Origin of the sequence: Klebsiella sp. M5al (assembly GCF_002090195.1) — a bacterium.
Taxonomy (GTDB): domain Bacteria; phylum Pseudomonadota; class Gammaproteobacteria; order Enterobacterales; family Enterobacteriaceae; genus Klebsiella; species Klebsiella grimontii.
The window spans coordinates 312379-329916 of sequence record NZ_CP020657.1 but is presented as its reverse complement, the minus strand read 5'-3'; the positions used below and the strand labels follow the sequence as shown (position 1 = coordinate 329916).

18 protein-coding genes and 1 riboswitch are annotated in these 17538 nt (G+C 58.1%); of the genes, 10 read left to right on the top strand and 8 right to left on the bottom strand.

Translation table 11 applies throughout. The annotated features are described in order from the left end of the window. The first annotated feature begins 498 nt into the window (after positions 1–498). A complete protein-coding gene (gene purH, locus BWI76_RS01615; protein ID WP_024360697.1) occupies positions 499–2088 on the top strand; it encodes a bifunctional phosphoribosylaminoimidazolecarboxamide formyltransferase/IMP cyclohydrolase in 1590 nt (529 codons plus the stop codon). A 15-nt stretch (positions 2089–2103) separates the two neighbouring features. After that, positions 2104–3396: a phosphoribosylamine--glycine ligase gene (purD, locus tag BWI76_RS01610; RefSeq protein ID WP_024360696.1), complete on the top strand. Its 1293-nt coding sequence runs from the start codon at positions 2104–2106 to the stop codon at positions 3394–3396. On the opposite strand, the gene zraR is transcribed toward purD, so the two are convergent. Together zraR and zraS are read right to left on the bottom strand one after the other, a co-directional pair. Beyond that, positions 3393–4724 (bottom strand): sigma-54-dependent response regulator transcription factor ZraR, encoded by a 1332-nt coding sequence (gene zraR, locus BWI76_RS01605; protein ID WP_004870527.1) that lies wholly within the window; start codon positions 4722–4724, stop codon positions 3393–3395. The two genes, purD and zraR, sit on opposite strands and share 4 nt — an antisense overlap. Beyond that, complete coding sequence (gene zraS, locus BWI76_RS01600; protein ID WP_004870525.1) at positions 4721–6109, bottom strand: two-component system sensor histidine kinase ZraS; 1389 nt, start codon at positions 6107–6109, stop codon at positions 4721–4723. Before zraS ends, zraR begins: the two co-directional genes overlap by 4 nt. Before the next feature lie 251 nt (positions 6110–6360). Between zraS and zraP the strand changes: the two genes are divergently transcribed. Next, positions 6361–6783, top strand: a complete 423-nt coding sequence (zraP, locus tag BWI76_RS01595) for a zinc resistance sensor/chaperone ZraP (RefSeq protein ID WP_004870523.1) — start codon at positions 6361–6363, stop codon at positions 6781–6783. 12 nt (positions 6784–6795) lie between these two features. On the opposite strand, the gene BWI76_RS01590 is transcribed toward zraP, so the two are convergent. The 6 genes from BWI76_RS01590 to nudC all read right to left on the bottom strand — a co-directional run bounded on the left by BWI76_RS01590 (position 6796) and on the right by nudC (position 11152). Continuing rightward, positions 6796–7488 (bottom strand): DUF1481 domain-containing protein, encoded by a 693-nt coding sequence (locus BWI76_RS01590; protein ID WP_004870522.1) that lies wholly within the window; start codon positions 7486–7488, stop codon positions 6796–6798. Between the two features lie 12 nt (positions 7489–7500). Beyond that, complete coding sequence (hupA, locus tag BWI76_RS01585) at positions 7501–7773, bottom strand: nucleoid-associated protein HU-alpha (RefSeq protein ID WP_004097675.1); 273 nt, start codon at positions 7771–7773, stop codon at positions 7501–7503. Positions 7774–7959: 186 nt separating this feature from the next. Next, positions 7960–8550, bottom strand: coding sequence for a YjaG family protein (locus BWI76_RS01580; RefSeq protein WP_004097673.1), 591 nt, complete (start codon positions 8548–8550; stop codon positions 7960–7962). A 42-nt stretch (positions 8551–8592) separates the two neighbouring features. Continuing rightward, entirely contained in the window at positions 8593–9264 is a 672-nt protein-coding gene (nfi, locus tag BWI76_RS01575; protein ID WP_024360693.1) for a deoxyribonuclease V, read from the bottom strand. 9 nt (positions 9265–9273) lie between these two features. Further along, entirely contained in the window at positions 9274–10338 is a 1065-nt protein-coding gene (gene hemE / locus BWI76_RS01570) for a uroporphyrinogen decarboxylase (RefSeq protein ID WP_064371519.1), read from the bottom strand. 40 nt (positions 10339–10378) lie between these two features. Further along, on the bottom strand, positions 10379–11152 hold the full coding sequence (nudC, locus tag BWI76_RS01565; protein ID WP_004870513.1) for an NAD(+) diphosphatase: 774 nt from the start codon (positions 11150–11152) through the stop codon (positions 10379–10381). Positions 11153–11247: 95 nt separating this feature from the next. Between nudC and BWI76_RS01560 the strand changes: the two genes are divergently transcribed. The 7 genes from BWI76_RS01560 to thiH all read left to right on the top strand — a co-directional run bounded on the left by BWI76_RS01560 (position 11248) and on the right by thiH (position 17363). After that, the gene (locus BWI76_RS01560; protein WP_004127603.1) at positions 11248–11745 is read left to right on the top strand and encodes an Rsd/AlgQ family anti-sigma factor; all 498 of its coding nucleotides are present in this window, start codon (positions 11248–11250) and stop codon (positions 11743–11745) included. 54 nt (positions 11746–11799) lie between these two features. Next, a riboswitch (TPP riboswitch) is annotated at positions 11800–11913 on the top strand. Positions 11914–11998: 85 nt separating this feature from the next. Then, positions 11999–13894 (top strand): phosphomethylpyrimidine synthase ThiC, encoded by a 1896-nt coding sequence (gene thiC, locus BWI76_RS01555; RefSeq protein ID WP_004870510.1) that lies wholly within the window; start codon positions 11999–12001, stop codon positions 13892–13894. Then, the gene (gene thiE / locus BWI76_RS01550) at positions 13894–14529 is read left to right on the top strand and encodes a thiamine phosphate synthase (RefSeq protein ID WP_004870507.1); all 636 of its coding nucleotides are present in this window, start codon (positions 13894–13896) and stop codon (positions 14527–14529) included. Before thiC ends, thiE begins: the two co-directional genes overlap by 1 nt. Then, complete coding sequence (locus BWI76_RS01545; RefSeq protein ID WP_004870504.1) at positions 14522–15277, top strand: HesA/MoeB/ThiF family protein; 756 nt, start codon at positions 14522–14524, stop codon at positions 15275–15277. The genes thiE and BWI76_RS01545 overlap by 8 nt, the downstream gene beginning before the upstream one ends. After that, complete coding sequence (gene thiS / locus BWI76_RS01540; RefSeq protein ID WP_004870502.1) at positions 15261–15461, top strand: sulfur carrier protein ThiS; 201 nt, start codon at positions 15261–15263, stop codon at positions 15459–15461. The genes BWI76_RS01545 and thiS overlap by 17 nt, the downstream gene beginning before the upstream one ends. Position 15462: 1 nt before the next feature. Further along, positions 15463–16233, top strand: coding sequence for a thiazole synthase (gene thiG, locus BWI76_RS01535; protein ID WP_049132040.1), 771 nt, complete (start codon positions 15463–15465; stop codon positions 16231–16233). After that, complete coding sequence (thiH, locus tag BWI76_RS01530) at positions 16230–17363, top strand: 2-iminoacetate synthase ThiH (protein WP_024360690.1); 1134 nt, start codon at positions 16230–16232, stop codon at positions 17361–17363. The genes thiG and thiH overlap by 4 nt, the downstream gene beginning before the upstream one ends. Positions 17364–17538 lie beyond the last annotated feature (175 nt).

Here is a 17538-nt window from a genome sequence, read left to right as displayed (position 1 = left end):
GAGCAGTGCAACGCGGCTTTCGCTCACCGTTGCGAGGTGGCGTATATTACGCTTTCCTCTTTCAGAGTCAACCCGTTATTTCAGGATTTTTTCTCTTCAACCGACCGGGTTGTTTGTGAAGTGATTCACATCTGCCGTGTCGATGGAGGCGCATTATAGGGAGTTCCCGAGCATCCGCAATAGTAAAATTGCAGAAAAATGACTGACTGCTGCATTCCCCAGCAAAACCCCGCTTTATACCCAGTTACGCACAGAATTATCCACAGATGACGAAAGGTGCCCCCTTATAAAGGCCATCTCTCTTCTCTATATAAGGTCTATATAAGGCGCGATCCGGGGGTAAAAATAGAAAGATAAAAATTCGCGAGCGTTGCGCAAACGTTTTCGTTACAATGCCGCGCTATAACAAGGATGCCCGGTTGGGTGCGTTAGGTGAGTTTTTAGGCAAAAACTCACCTAACGCTCTCTGTAATATTCAAATCCTGGGGATTTAATACCATGCAACAACGTCGTCCAGTCCGCCGCGCCCTGCTCAGTGTTTCTGACAAGGCCGGTATCGTCGAATTCGCGCAGGCGCTTTCCGCTCGTGGTGTCGAGCTACTCTCTACGGGTGGTACCGCACGCCTGCTGGCTGAGAAAGGTCTGCCGGTGACCGAAGTCTCTGACTACACCGGTTTCCCGGAAATGATGGACGGACGCGTGAAGACTCTGCATCCGAAAGTTCACGGCGGCATTCTCGGCCGCCGCGGCCAGGATGACGGCATTATGCAACAGCACGGTATCGCCCCTATCGATATGGTGGTTGTTAACCTGTATCCGTTTGCTCAAACCGTGGCCCGCGAGGATTGCTCGCTGGAAGACGCGGTAGAGAACATTGATATCGGCGGCCCAACCATGGTTCGCTCGGCGGCGAAGAACCATAAAGATGTCGCCATTGTGGTGAAGAGCAGCGACTACGATGCCATTATTCAAGAGATGGATGCCAACGAAGGTTCCTTAACTCTCGATACCCGCTTCGACCTCGCCATTAAAGCATTTGAACATACCGCAGCCTACGACAGCATGATTGCCAACTACTTCGGCAGCATGGTTCCGGCCTATCACGGCGAGAGCAAAGAAGCCGCTGGCCGCTTCCCGCGCACCCTGAACCTGAACTTCATTAAGAAGCAGGATATGCGTTACGGTGAAAACAGCCACCAGCAGGCTGCCTTCTATATAGAAGAAGAAATCAAAGAAGCTTCCGTGGCGACCGCGCAGCAGGTTCAGGGCAAGGCCCTCTCTTATAACAACATCGCCGATACCGATGCGGCGCTGGAGTGTGTGAAAGAGTTTAGCGAGCCGGCCTGCGTTATCGTGAAGCACGCTAACCCGTGCGGCGTGGCGGTAAGCACCTCCCTTCTTGACGCCTACGACCGCGCGTATAAAACCGACCCGACCTCTGCCTTCGGCGGTATTATCGCCTTTAACCGCGAACTGGATGCCGAAACCGCGCAGGCCATCATCTCCCGCCAGTTTGTTGAAGTGATCATCGCGCCGACCGCGACGGAAGAAGCCCTGAAGATCACTGCCGCGAAACAGAACGTCCGCGTCCTGACCTGCGGTCAGTGGACGCAGCGCGTGCCGGGCCTGGACTTCAAACGCGTTAACGGCGGCCTGCTGGTTCAGGACCGCGACTTGGGTATGGTGACGGAAGGCGAACTGCGCGTGGTTTCCAAACGCCAGCCGACCGAGCAAGAGCTGCGTGACGCGCTGTTCTGCTGGAAAGTGGCGAAGTTCGTGAAGTCCAATGCCATCGTGTATGCCAAGGAGAACATGACCATCGGAATAGGCGCAGGCCAGATGAGCCGCGTTTACTCGGCCAAAATCGCCGGGATTAAAGCCGGTGATGAAGGTCTGGAAGTGAAAGGTTCGGCTATGGCCTCCGACGCCTTCTTCCCGTTCCGCGACGGTATTGATGCCGCCGCTGCCGTTGGCGTGAGCTGCGTCATTCAGCCTGGCGGTTCTATTCGCGACGAAGAGGTGATTGCCGCCGCCGATGAGCACGGCATCGCGATGATCTTCACCGATATGCGCCACTTCCGCCATTAATTTACGGAGCAGACGATGAAAGTATTAGTTATTGGCAACGGCGGGCGCGAGCACGCGCTGGCCTGGAAGGCCGCACAGTCACCGCTGGTTGATACCGTTTTTGTCGCCCCGGGTAACGCCGGTACCGCCCTGGAACCGGCGCTGCAGAACGTGGCTATCGGCGTCACCGATATTCCGGCGCTGCTGAGCTTTGCCCAGAACGAGAAGATTGACCTGACCATCGTTGGTCCGGAAGCGCCGCTGGTGATTGGCGTGGTAGATGCGTTCCGCGCCGCCGGGCTGAAAATCTTCGGTCCAACCGAAGGCGCAGCGCAGCTGGAAGGTTCCAAAGCCTTCACTAAAGATTTTCTCGCCCGTCATAAAATTCCGACGGCGGAGTATCAGAACTTTACAGAAATTGAGCCCGCTCTGGCGTACCTGCGTGAGAAAGGCGCGCCGATCGTCATTAAGGCCGACGGCCTGGCCGCTGGCAAGGGTGTGATTGTTGCCATGACGCAGGAAGAAGCGGAAGCCGCCGTTCACGACATGCTGGCAGGTAACGCCTTTGGCGACGCCGGACACCGCATCGTCATCGAAGAGTTTCTCGACGGCGAAGAAGCAAGCTTTATCGTGATGGTCGACGGCGAGCACGTCCTGCCGATGGCCACCAGCCAGGATCACAAACGCGTGGGCAATGGCGATACCGGCCCGAACACCGGCGGTATGGGCGCTTACTCTCCGGCACCGGTGGTAACCGATGAGGTTCACCAGCGCACCATGGAACGCATTATCTGGCCAACCGTTAAAGGTATGGCCGCGGAAGGGAACACCTACACCGGTTTCCTCTACGCGGGCCTGATGATCGACAAACAGGGTAATCCGAAGGTTATTGAGTTCAACTGCCGCTTTGGCGATCCGGAAACCCAGCCGATCATGCTGCGCATGAAATCGGATCTGGTGGATCTGTGCCTCGCCGCCTGCGACGGTAAGCTGAATGAGAAAACCTCCGAGTGGGACGAGCGCGCCTCGCTGGGCGTTGTAATCGCCGCCGGTGGCTATCCGGGCAACTACAGCACCGGCGATGAGATCCACGGCCTGCCGCTGGAAGAAGCGGCTGACGGTAAGGTCTTCCACGCCGGAACCAAACTTGCTGACGACGATCGCGTATTGACCAGCGGCGGTCGGGTGCTGTGCGCTACCGCGCTGGGCCGCACCGTCGCTGAAGCGCAAAAGCACGCTTACGCCCTGATGAGCGATATCAGCTGGGACGGCAGCTTTAGCCGTAACGACATCGGCTGGCGCGCTATCGAACGTGAGCAAAACCGCTAACGGCTGAGCTTTGCCAGCAGCGTTTTGCGCGTAATGCCTAACCGACGGGCGGCTTCAGTTTTGTTGCCGCCCGTTCTTTCAAGTGCCGCCAGAATCGCTTCTTTCTCCACCTCCACCAGCGGCTGAATACTATCATCGCCGTGCGGCGCGTCCGCAACCGGCGTACCGGTAATCGCCAGCGGCAGCTCGCGTTCGGAGATGTACTCGCCGGTCAGCAGGACCACCGCCCGCTCCACCGCATTTTCCAGCTCGCGAATATTGCCCGGCCAGGCGTAGTGAATCAGCAAGTCCATCGCCTGTGGCGTAAATCCCTGTACCGCTTTGCGGTTACGCTCGGCATACCGTTGCAGGAAATAGCGCGCCAGCGGGGGGATATCCTCCCTGCGATGACGCAGCGGCGGCATGTCGATAGTCACGACGTTCAAACGGTAGTAGAGATCCTGGCGAAAACGTCCGGCGCTGACCTCTTCGGCTAAATCCCGATGGGTGGCGGCAATCAGCCGTACGTCAACCGAAAGGGTCTGGTTGCTGCCCACGCGCTGCACTTCGCGCTCCTGAATCGCCCGCAGCAGGCGCACCTGCATCAACGGCGAAATGTCGCCTATCTCATCAAGGAACAGCGTACCGCCGTCCGCTTCAACGAAGCGCCCTTCTCGCCGTTTGTCCGCACCGGTAAACGCGCCCTTCTCATGGCCAAACAGCTCCGACTCCAGCAACGACTCGTTGAGCGCCGCACAGTTGAGGATCACCAGCGGCCTGCGGCTGCGAGCGCTGCTGGCGTGCAGCGCTCGCGCGACCAGCTCTTTCCCTGTGCCCGACTCGCCGTGAATTAATACCGTCGCATCGGAGGGCGCAACCAGGGTGATATTGTTCAGCAGCGCCCGCATCGCCGGGCTATCCCCCACCATACCAAACTGGGCGGCGGGGGTCTCTGTGACGGGAGACTCGCTTAGCCGGGTGTGGGCCAACGCCTCGGATAGCGTCAGCTGCAGCTTGTCAAAGTCCAGCGGCTTAATAAGGTAGTCCAGCGCACCGGATTTCAGCGCCTCTACAGCGGTATCAACGCTGGAGTACGCGGTCATGATCAGAACGGGAATCGACGGATTGAAGGTTTTGATCTCTTTTAGCGTTTCGATGCCGTCCATCTCCGCCATGCGAATATCGCAAAGCACCAGATCAAAGACCTTCTCGCGCACCTTTTCCAGCGCCTGTAAGCCGTTGTTGGCCAGCGCAACCCGATAACCCCAGCCCCGCAACAGCGCCTGTAAGATAGTGCAGTGGCTAATGTCATCGTCCACCACCAGAATATCGACCTGCTCGCCACTCATCCTTGTTCATCCTTCTGTTGCCCATTAACCGGCAAATAGAACGTAAATAGCGCGCCCTTGCCGGGGGCGCTCTCGGCGTCAATTGTCCCGCCGTGCTGCTCAACGATGTTCTGCACCACCGCCAGGCCCAGCCCGGTGCCGTCGGCCTTGGTACTAAAGTACGGTGTGAAAATGGCCTGTAGCTGTTCCGCCGTCATTCCCTTGCCGCTGTCAGCAACGCTCACCTTGACTCGCCCATCGCCGCACTCCCTCACCGCCACCGTAATCACGCCCTCGCGGCCAATGGCATGGACAGCATTGAGATAAAGGTTAAGCAGCACCTGTTTCAAACGATCCGGATCGGCCTGGATGCGGCATAGCGCGGGCTGCGCGGTAAACGTCAGAGATATTGCCCGGCTGGCGGCATCCTGGCTAACCAGTTGAAGCGAATGCGTGATCACTTCATTTAAATCAACCGATTGATATTTTAAATGCGCCGGACGCACCAGTTCCAGCAGCTCGCTGACGACCCTGTTCAGGCGATCGGCTTCTCTGGCCATCACCAGAGCCAGCTGATGCGCTTCACCATCGGCTGGGGTTCGCTCGGCGAAATACTTGGCCAGCCCTTTTATGGATGATAGCGGGTTGCGGATTTCATGGGCGACCCCCGCGGCCAGATGACCGAGCGCCACCAGCTTTTCTTTTCGCGCCGTCGCCTCCTGCAGCTGCTTGCGTGAACGCTGATAGCGGCGGAACCAGAACTGCGCCAGCACCGTTGCTGCCATCACCACGCCTGCCGCGCAGAGCATAATGACCATATTGCGCAGGCCACGAGCATGGTCGGCATCCAGCTCGCGGGTATCAAAGGCAATAAAAATGACCTGGGGCGCCTGATTACGCAGATCGGCAGATTCGCGACGCATCATCATGCGCATATGATGCCCGCCGCCGTTAAGCGGGCGAAACTGACGATAAATCTCCAGCGCCGGCTCCGGTTGTTCGAGGCGGCGCCAGCGCTCCTCGCTACCGATATTCAGCTCCCGCAGGGTGCTGGCAGGATAGAGCGACTCACCGACCCGCCGCGGGTCGCTATGGGCGATAATTTTACCGTTCTCATCCGTCACCGCGAACCACAGTACGCCGGGCTGCCAGGCCATCTCCTCCAGCAGCGTCTGCAACTGGGAATGATGCATGCGCATTCCCATTCCGACCCGGGTTCCGGACTCAAGAGCGCGAATCAGCACGCTGCCTTTTTCCTGGATAGTCTGGCGTGCGGCTTCATTTTCACGGCCATAGTCACGCACGATTAAAGCGGAAAACAGGCATACCAGCAGCAAGATAAGGCCGGTTAACAACCAGCTCAGCCCAACGGCGACGGAATCCTTAGACAACCGCATCACGTTCATGACAACTCCCTTTCCTCAGACACCGCATAGCCCAGCAGAAATCATGCCACTATTCCGTCCCATCTAACCTCTCCCTGGGCGCAAACCGGGAAGGCGATCGAGTAAAAATGACCCGCTGCGTCCTTTACCGCGAGTCATTTTTACTCGCTCCCGTCCGCTGAAAAGCATTCAACGCCCGATATCCTGCGGCCTTTCCACTCTGGCACGGAAGATGCAAATCACTGAGTAACCATAAGACAGGAGAATAAACTATGAAACGGAACAAAAAAATGACGCTGACGCTGATTGCCCTCGCCGCGCTGACTTTCGGCAGTAGCTCAGCCTGGGCAAGGCACCACTGGAATAACGGCAACGGTATGGGCCCCCAGGGCTATAACCAGCTGACGACCGAGCAACAGGCCACTGCCCAGAAGCTGCATAATGATTTCTATGAACAAACCCGCGTTTTACGTCAGCAGCTCATATCAAAACGCTACGAATACAACGCGCTGTTAACCACGGATAAACCTGACAGCGCGAAAATCGAATCCGTCGCCCAGGAGATGGACGCTCTCGGTCAGAAGCTTGCCCAACAGCGGGTGAAGTTCGATCTCGCATTAGCGCAGGCGGGTATTCCTCGCGGCGAAGGTATGGGGTGTGGGGGCCGCGGTCATATGGGGATGAACCACTGGTAACACTGGTAAAGTTCAGAAGCTTTTTTCGGTCGGCTGCCAGGTACAGAAGTCTTCGTTTGCCACCAGCAGCAGCTGAGAGCCTTCCGGCGCTTCGAGCCATGCCACGCTCACCTCAACGGATGAGTGATTCTGGCGACGCTCAATATGCGCCAGCGCCAGCGTATCGAGGTCAGGCTTCACGGTCTGGCCTTCACAGGTCGTCACCGTCCTGTTGGCGTGCCAGCGCCCCTGCCGCAGCATAACGCGTCCCTGACGCAAGGCATCGCTGGTCTGGCGTATTTGCTCAGCGCGATAGCGGTATAGCGCGACCTGATCGCTGGAAAGCTGCTGCTTCTGGCCATCGATTTCACGCTGCATAAAGCTGAGTTCGCCCTGCGCATCAAACCGGGCGCGAATATGTTCCGGCGGTTTGCCGTAGACGTTGAGTTCGATCAGCGCGAGCTGGCCATCCTGCCAGCGGTACTCGCTGGTCGAGGTATTACCATGACGCCATGGACTGAAGGCCGCAAGGAGATGGACCTCGCTGGCGGAATCTTTGCGCCAGATACGCATCGCCCCCTGGTTATCCGCATATCCGCTGGCGGTAAACGGCGGGAGAGAGGAATCATGGCTGCAGGCAGTGAGCAGCAATACGCCTACCAGCGCCAGCGTGCGGCGCCAGGTAGACAAAAGGGGCCGACAAGCCCCTTCGATAAAACTGTACACTGCCACGCGGTCTTACTTAACTGCGTCTTTCAGAGCTTTACCTGAAACAAATGCCGGTACGTTTGCTGCGGCGATTTTGATTTCATTACCGGTCTGCGGGTTGCGGCCAGTACGCTCAGCGCGGTGGTTCACTTTGAAGGTACCGAAACCAACCAGTTGAACAGCATCACCTTCTTTCAGAGACTCGGTAATTGCAGCCAGGGTAGATTCCAGGGCAGCTTTCGCCTGTGCTTTGGACAGGTCAGCTTTGTCCGCAATTACATCAATCAGTTGAGTCTTGTTCATAAGTTATCCTTACAATGTGTTTATCGCTTGCTAAGCATCGAGTGCGACGGAAATGCCTGAAAAGCACTCTCCTGCATACACGCACCGATAGCCACGTTTTTTCGCCCCCCAAATGTAGACCAGACGGGGGGCGGAATGGAAGCCTTCAGACGCTACAATTCAGGCGGTAAATCACGTTTTCTGGTCTCATTGCTGAAAATTTATACCAATATTGCTCTCGCCGGCCTCGCGAAGGTCTGCCCGTAGCCCTTTGATCAGTTCAATATCGCGTTCTTCGCAGTCGGCCAGAAGACGGAAAATCTCCCACTGAATATCCCACTCTTGTTCAACGGCCGGGTTTTCTTTGAGCTCTTCGTCGGTCATTTCGCGACCAGCCTGGGTCATTTCCAGCATCGCGACGGTGGTGATCGAACTCTTGCTGACTTCAATAGCATGTTCGAGCGTTTCGCCGCTCAGCCGCGAATGAATCAGTTCACTCAGTGCGACGCAGGCATCGATGGCCGGATAAACGCCGTACAGGTCGTAATCATCTGCGGCAGGAATCGCTTCTTCCAGCTTTTCCAGCTGGCTGTCGAAATTCACCTTCGCGTCTTTTACCGTCAGCGTTTCCCAGATCAGATCGAGGATACGGCGATAGAGCTGGCCATCGGCGAACTCAGTTTGCTGACAGAACATGGCGTAGTTGGGGTACATCCGCTCGCACAAGCAGGCCATAAAGGTCACGTGCTGCCAGCTTTCCAGCTTCTCCAGGCGCAGATGAATCGGGTTTTGTAACATGATGAAATCTCGAAGTCAGAAATTAGCCGCAGTGTACCTGAATCAGCCGTGATTTGCTTGCCAACGCACAAACGCCGGACGTCGGGACGCCACCGCATCAGCCCAGCGCGTCGGCTCAGGCAGGCGGTAGCCTTTCAGGCAGCGTTCTACCCACATCAGCGCGCTATCCAGGCCCACGCGGTGCCCGGTACTCACAAATAGGGGATTACAGCGCGTTTTACTGCGCAAAACCCACGCCAGCTGGTCGCCTTTATCCAGCAGTGGCGCCAGCGCGCCGGGCTCATCGCCCAGCGGCTCAAACTTACCGCACAGCCGTTTTTTCGCCACGCCGATAGTCGGCACATCCACCAGCAGGCCAAAATGGCTGGCGACGCCGAGGCGGCGCGGGTGGGAAATACCGTGGCCATCGACGAATAAGAGATCGGGTTTGCGCGAAAGCAGCTCCCACGCCGCCAGCAGCGCGGGAGTTTCGCGAAAGGAGAGGAAGCCGGGGATATAGGGCATTGTGGTCGCAACGCGCGCGACCTGATACTCCACCAGCTCCAGGGAGGGATAGCTCAACAGTACCATCGCCGCCCGGGTCACCTCCCCCTCTTGCTCAAATCCAACATCCGCTCCGCCGATCAGCGTCGGCGGATCCTGTTCCAGCCGATCGCCTCGTTCAACCGATGCCGCCAGGCTGAGCTGCTGGGTGCGTAGCGATGATAAATCCATAATCACTCCTTAACGGTGGTATGGCGCTGACAACCGGTGCACAGCCTCCACAAATACGCCCGCGTGTTCCGGGTCGACATCCTGATGAATTCCGTGCCCGAGGTTAAAGACATGGCCTTCGCCCTGGCCAAACCCGGCGAGAATGGTCGCCACCTCTTCTTCGATGCGCGCCGGGGGGGCATACAGCATCGAGGGATCCATATTGCCCTGCAGGGCGACTTTATGGCCGACGCGACGCCGCGCATCGGCGATATCGGTAGTCCAGTCGAGCCCCAGCGCATCGCAGCCGGTTTCCGCCATCGCTTCCAGCCACTGCCCGCCGCCTTTGGTAAACAGCGTGACCGGCACGCGACGGCCATCGTTTTCACGCAGCAGACCATCAACGATTTTATGCATGTAATAGAGCGAGAACTGCTGGTAATCCCGGCCGGTCAGCGCGCCGCCCCAGGTATCAAAAATCATCACCGACTGCGCGCCCGCTTTGATTTGCGCATTCAGATACAACGTGACGCTTTTCGCCAGCTTATCGAGCAGCGCATGCAGGGCCTGCGGTTCGGCGTACATCATCTTTTTGATCACCGTAAACGCTTTGCTGCTGCCGCCTTCAACCATATAGGTCGCCAGCGTCCACGGGCTGCCGGAAAAGCCAATCAGCGGCACTTCCCCCTTCAGCTCACGGCGAATCGTGCGCACGGCGTTCATCACGTAGCCAAGTTCATCTTCCGGGTCGGGAACCGGTAATTTATCGACATCCGCTTTACAGGTGACGGGCGAGGTAAAACGCGGCCCTTCCCCGGCTTCGAAATAGAGCCCCAGCCCCATGGCATCCGGGATAGTGAGAATGTCCGAGAAGAGGATAGCCGCATCCAGCTTATAGCGACGCAGCGGCTGCAGCGTGACCTCGCAGGCCAGCTCGGCGTTTTTACACAGCGACATAAAATCGCCCGCTTCGACGCGGGTGGCTTTATATTCCGGTAAATAGCGGCCCGCCTGACGCATCATCCACACCGGGGTGACATCAACCGGCTGGCGTAGCAGCGCGCGCAGGTAACGATCGTTCTTCAGTTCGGTCATTTTTACATTCCTTTAGCGTTGATGCGCCAAGTGTAACATGTCACTCATACTCTGCCCGACACATCGCCACGGTATCTTCAATCAGGCGGCGCGCCACGGTGCCCGGCGGCGGCAAAAGCGGCAAATCGTCATAGCGATACCACCCCGCCTCCAGCAGCTCTTTCTTGTCGATGACAATCTCGCCGCTATCGTACTCGGCCATAAACGCGGTCATCAGCGATTGCGGGAACGGCCAGGGCTGAGAGGTCACGTAGCGCAGATTTTTCACTTTAATGCCGCTCTCTTCCATCACCTCGCGGGCAACGGTCTGCTCCAGGGTCTCACCCACTTCGACAAACCCGGCCAGCACCGTGTGCACGCCGTTGCGATGGCGGGTATGCTGCGCCAGCAGAATAGCGTCATCCCGGCGGATGGCGACGATGATGCAGGGGGCGATTTGTGGGTAATAACGTTCGCGGCAGTGGCTGCACAGCATCGCCCATTCGGTTTTGCTGGGATGCATCGGATGGCCGCAGTAGCCGCAGAATTTGTGCGAGCGGTAGAACTCCGCCAGTTGGATCCCGCGTCCCGCCAGTTGAAAAAGGCCAGCATCCTGATCGAGCACCTGACGCAGCGATCCCATCTCATGCCGGCGATCCTGGCGTACCAGCCACACCGGCTCGCCCTGCCATTCTCCGATTCGCAGCGCGGGCTGGCCAGCAAGATTAAAATTTACCGCTTCGCCATAGGGTAATTCCCCGTCGGGCAACCATAATTTCTGTTCGTGGCTGACGATCCACCAGCCGCGATCTAATTTTTCAATAATACGATCCATATCTATTGCACTACCTTTATTTTACTGGCACTTTTAACATTAAATTTACATTTTGGTGAGCAACGTATTTCTCTTAAATCCTTGCGGAGTCAACCATGTTAAACCAGCTGGAAAACCTGACGGAACGTGTTGGAGGCAGCAATAAACTGGTCGATCGCTGGCTACAAGTACGTAAGCATTTGCTTGTGGCTTACTACAACCTGGTTGGCCTGAAGCCTGGCAAAGAATCCTTTATGCGGCTTAATGAGAAAGCGCTGGACGATTTTTGTCAAAGCCTGGTGGACTACCTCTCCTCCGGCCATTTTAATATTTATGAACGCTTTATCGGCGAATTGGAAGGCGATACGCCACTTTTAGCCGCCACGAAGATTTATCCACAGCTGCAGGCTAATACCCAGCAGATCATGGATTACTACGACTCCTGCCTCGAAAACGCCATCGATCACGATAACTACCTCGAGTTCCAGCAGGCGCTGTCGGATATCGGCGAAGCGCTGGAAGCGCGCTTTGCGCTGGAAGATAGCCTGATCGCCCTCGCCGTCGCCCACAGTCAAAAAGATAACGTCAGCGACAATATCGCGCCGACCGCTTGAGTTGTGAACCATTAACGCGTAGTTTACATACATTCCCCCTCGCTGAGAGGGGATGTCATCTTGTCGGAGTGCCCATTTTCCACACTGGAAAAGGCTGAGACCGTTTATTCGGGATCCGCGGAACCTGATCAGGCTAATACCTGCGAAGGGAACAAGAGTAAACTGCGTTTAGCGTCAGCCTCTTCAGGGCCGATCGCATCTGTTACTCCATCCGTCGTCTGGCAAGCCATATCCTGTTTAACTGGAATGAGCTATGTCTACAACAAAACTCACGCGTCGAGAGCAACGCGAACACGCCCAGCGCTTTATCGACACGCTGGAAGGTACCGCATTTCCCAATTCGCAGCGCATCTATATCCACGGTTCGCGGGAAGATATTCGCGTCCCGATGCGCGAAATCCAGCTTAGCCCGACCCTTATCGGCGGCAGCAAAGATAATCCGCAATACGAAGCGAATGAAGCGATTCCGGTCTATGACACCTCCGGCCCCTACGGCGATCCGCACATCGCGATTAACGTTGAGCAGGGTCTGAAAAAACTGCGTCAGCCATGGATTGATGCGCGTCGCGATTGTGAAGAACTCAACGACCGCAGTTCGGCGTATACCAAACAGCGGCTGGCGGATGATGGCCTCAACGAGCTGCGCTTTACCGGCCTGCTCATCCCCAGGCGCGCCATGGTCGGGAAATGCGTGACTCAGCTGCACTACGCCCGGCAGGGGATTGTCACCCCGGAGATGGAGTTCATCGCCATTCGCGAAAATATGGGCCGCGAGCGTATTCGTGGCGAAGTGTTACGCCGGCAGCATCCGGGCGTTGGGTTTGGCGCGCGGCTGCCGGAGAATATCACCCCGGAGTTTGTGCGCGCTGAAGTCGCCGCCGGGCGCGCGATTATCCCGGCCAATATAAATCATCCAGAATCCGAGCCGATGATTATTGGCCGCAACTTCCTCGTGAAGGTTAACGCCAATATCGGCAACTCGGCGGTCACCTCGTCGATAGAAGAAGAGGTCGAGAAGCTGGTGTGGGCGACGCGCTGGGGAGCGGATACGGTGATGGACCTTTCCACCGGCCGCTATATTCACGAGACCCGCGAGTGGATCCTGCGTAATAGCCCGGTACCGATCGGTACGGTGCCGATCTACCAGGCGCTGGAGAAGGTCAACGGGATTGCCGAAGATCTTACCTGGGAAGCTTTCCGCGATACGCTGCTCGAGCAGGCTGAGCAAGGGGTGGACTACTTTACCATCCACGCGGGCGTGCTGCTGCGCTACGTGCCGATGACCGCCAGGCGCCTGACCGGCATCGTCTCCCGCGGCGGCTCAATCATGGCGAAATGGTGCTTATCCCATCATCAAGAGAACTTTCTCTATCAGCATTTCCACGAAATTTGCGAAATCTGCGCCGCCTATGACGTCTCGCTGTCATTGGGCGATGGCCTGCGTCCCGGCTCGATTCAGGATGCCAACGACGAAGCGCAGTTCGCCGAGCTGCACACCCTGGGCGAACTGACCAAAATCGCCTGGGAGTATGACGTGCAGGTAATGATCGAAGGCCCGGGCCATGTGCCGATGCAGATGATTCAGCGCAATATGACCGAAGAGCTGGAGCACTGCCACGAAGCGCCTTTCTACACCTTAGGGCCGCTCACCACCGATATCGCACCGGGCTACGACCACTTCACTTCGGGTATCGGCGCCGCCATGATCGGCTGGTTCGGCTGCGCGATGCTCTGCTACGTGACGCCAAAAGAGCACCTCGGCCTGCCGAATAAAGAAGACGTTAAGCAGGGACTGATTACCTACAAAATCGCCGCCCACGCCGCCGACCTCGCCAAAGGCCATCCCGGCGCGCAGATCCGCGATAACGCCATGTCGAAAGCACGCTTCGAGTTCCGCTGGGAAGACCAGTTCAACCTGGCGCTCGACCCGTTCACCGCTCGCGCTTACCACGACGAAACCCTGCCGCAGGAGTCCGGCAAAGTGGCCCATTTCTGCTCCATGTGCGGTCCCAAATTTTGTTCAATGAAGATAAGCCAGGAAGTTCGCGACTATGCCGCCGCACAGACCATCGAGGTGGGGATGGCCGATATGTCGGATAACTTTCGCGCCCGCGGCGGCGAGATCTACCTGAAAAAGGAGGAAGCCTGATGTATCAACCCGATTTTCCCGCAGTTCCTTTCCGCCTGGGGCTTTATCCGGTCGTCGATAGCGTTGCGTGGATCGAACGCTTGCTGGACGCGGGCGTTCGCACTATCCAGCTGCGCATCAAGGATAAACGCGATAGCGAAGTCGAAGACGATGTGGTCGCCGCGATCGCGCTGGGGCGCAAATATGATGCGCGGCTGTTTATTAATGATTACTGGCGCCTGGCCATCAAACATCAGGCCTATGGCGTGCATTTAGGCCAGGAGGATCTGGAAACCACCGATCTCAGCGCCATCCGCAACGCCGGGCTGCGCCTGGGGGTTTCCACGCATGACGATATGGAAATTGATATCGCGCTGGCGGCTCGTCCCTCTTACATCGCCCTCGGGCACGTTTTTCCAACGCAAACCAAGCAGATGCCCTCCGCCCCCCAGGGACTGGAGCAGCTCGCGCAGCATATTCAGCGTCTGGGCGATTATCCGACCGTGGCGATTGGCGGCATCAGCCTTGAACGCGCCCCGGCGGTACTGGCGACCGGCGTCGGCAGCGTTGCGGTGGTCAGCGCCATTACTCAGGCGGCCGACTGGCGACAGGCAACGGCTCGGCTGCTCGAGATAGCGGGAGCCGGTGATGAATGACAGCGATTTTATGCGTTATAGCCGCCAGCTGCTGCTGGAGGATATCGCCATTGAAGGCCAGCAAAAGCTGCTGGCCAGCCGGGTGCTGCTCGTGGGTCTCGGCGGGCTGGGCTCTCCCGCCGCGCTCTATCTGGCCGGGGCCGGCGTCGGCACGCTGGTGCTGGCCGACGATGACGACGTGCACGTCAGCAACCTGCAGCGGCAAATTTTGTTCACCAGCGATGATATCTCGCGCTCCAAAGCCGCTGCCGCCAGGGCCCGGCTGGCTCGCCTTAATCCGCAGATTGAGCTGATTGCGCTGAAGCAGCGTTTAGGCGGAGAGGCCCTGCAGGATGAAGTGGCGAAGGCCGATGTGGTACTGGATTGCACCGATAACATGGCGACCCGACAGGCGATCAATGCCGCCTGCGTCGCGCTTCAAACCCCGCTGATTACCGCCAGCGCCGTCGGGCTGGGGGGCCAGCTGATGGTACTGACGCCGCCGTGGGACCAGGGCTGCTATCGCTGCCTGTGGCCGGACGCTAACGAGCCCGAACGCAACTGCCGTACGGCGGGCATCATCGGCCCGGTGGTCGGCATGATGGGCACGTTACAGGCGCTGGAGGCCATCAAGCTGCTCGCCGGCATGGCCACGCCGCGTAACGCTCTGCGCCTGTTCGATGCCCGCACCAGCAGCTGGCGCACTCTCGCGCTCCAGCGGGCTCAGGGTTGTCCGGTCTGTGGAGGGCAGCATGCAGGTGTGGTTTAACGATGAACCGTTGCAGTGCGCCGAAGCGACCTCCGTCGCCGCTCTGCTCACGCAGTTGGAACAGCAGCAGCCGGGCGTCGCGTTGGCGCTCAATCAATGCATCCTGCCGCGTGAACGGTGGGAAGATCATCTTTTGCAGGAAGGCGACCAAATCCTGCTTTTTCAGGTTATTGCTGGAGGCTGATATGTTACGTATTGCGGATAAAACGTTTGAGTCCCATCTTTTCACCGGCACCGGTAAATTCGCTGCCCCCGACGTCATGGTGGAGGCCATTCGCGCCTCCGGCAGCCAGCTGGTAACGCTGGCGATGAAGCGCGTCGATCTTCGTCAGCATAATGACGCGATCCTCGCGCCGCTGTTGGCGGCTGGCGTTAGCCTGCTGCCCAACACCTCCGGCGCCAAAACGGCGGAAGAAGCGGTCTTTGCCGCCCGTCTGGCGCGGGAAGCGCTGGGTACTCACTGGCTGAAACTGGAAATTCACCCGGACGCCCGCTGGCTGCTCCCCGACCCGATTGAAACGCTGAAAGCGGCGGAAATTCTGGTACGGGAAGGCTTCGTGGTGCTGCCCTACTGCGGCGCCGATCCGGTGCTGTGCAAACGTCTGGAAGAAGCGGGCTGCGCGGCGGTGATGCCGCTCGGCGCGCCAATTGGCTCCAATCAGGGACTGGAAACCAAAGCGATGCTGGAAATTATTATCGAGCAGGCCACGGTCCCGGTGGTCGTTGATGCGGGTATAGGCGTACCGAGCCACGCGGCGCAGGCGCTGGAAATGGGCGCTGACGCGGTACTGGTGAATACCGCCATCGCCGTGGCCGACGATCCGGTAACCATGGCCCGCGCCTTCCGCTTAGCGATCGATGCCGGATTGCTGGCGCGGCAGGCTGGCCCGGGCGCGCGCAGCACGCAGGCGCAGGCCACCAGCCCGCTGACCGGCTTTCTGGAGGCGCGGGTATGAACACCTTCACTGACCGTTGGCGGCAGCTGGACTGGGACGACATTCGCCTGCGGATCAACGGGAAAACTCCCGCCGACGTTGAACGCGCCCTGGCGGCCAAACAGCTTAGCCGCGACGATATGATGGCCCTGCTCTCGCCCGCCGCCGCGGATTATCTGGAGCCTCTGGCCCAGCGCGCCCAGCGCCTGACTCGCCAGCGCTTTGGCAATACCGTCAGCTTTTATGTCCCGCTGTATCTCTCGAATCTGTGCGCCAACGACTGTACCTACTGCGGTTTCTCAATGAGTAACCGCATCAAGCGCAAGACCCTGGATGAAACGGAAATTGCCCGTGAATGCGCGGCGATCCGCGCAATGGGCTTTGAGCATCTGCTGCTGGTCACCGGCGAACATCAGGGCAAAGTCGGCATGGACTATTTTCGTCAACATCTGCCCGCGATTCGCCGCCAGTTCGCCTCGCTGCAGATGGAGGTTCAGCCGCTGGCGATGGAAGAGTACGCCGAGCTGAAAACCCTCGGCCTGGACGGAGTGATGGTCTATCAGGAGACCTATCATGAAAGCATGTATGCGAAACATCATCTGAAAGGGAAAAAGCAGGACTTCTTCTGGCGGCTGGATACGCCGGACAGGCTCGGACAGGCGGGGATTGATAAAATTGGCCTTGGCGCATTAATTGGCCTCTCCGACAGCTGGCGGGTGGATTGCTTTATGGTGGCGGAACATCTGCTGTGGCTCCAGCAGCACTACTGGCGAAGCCGCTACTCCATCTCCTTTCCGCGGCTGCGCCCTTGCGCCGGGGGAATCGAGCCCGCCTCTTTAATGGATGAACGACAGCTGGTGCAGACCATCTGCGCTTTCCGCCTGCTGGCTCCGGAAGTGGAGCTCTCGCTCTCCACCCGCGAATCCCCCTGGTTCCGCGATCGGGTGATCCCGCTGGCCATCAACAACGTCAGCGCATTTTCGAAAACCCAGCCCGGCGGATATGCCGATAACCATCCTGAGCTGGAGCAGTTCTCGCCTCATGATGACCGTCGCCCGGAAGAGGTCGCCCGCGCGCTGGTGGCCAGCGGGCTGCAGCCGGTCTGGAAGGATTGGGATAGCTGGCTGGGACGCGCCTCCCAGTCGTCATGATGAAGAATGTCATTTCTTAAATGTTCTTCGCGCACGATCGTAATAAGAGAAACGGAAGATTGTGGTTATATTTCCGTTTCTCTATTCTGCCCTCGTCAGCAACGGATGCTGTCCAGGGCGAATAATAGCTCTTCCTCATTTCGCCCTGCTCCATCTCTGCGCCGCAAGGGTAATT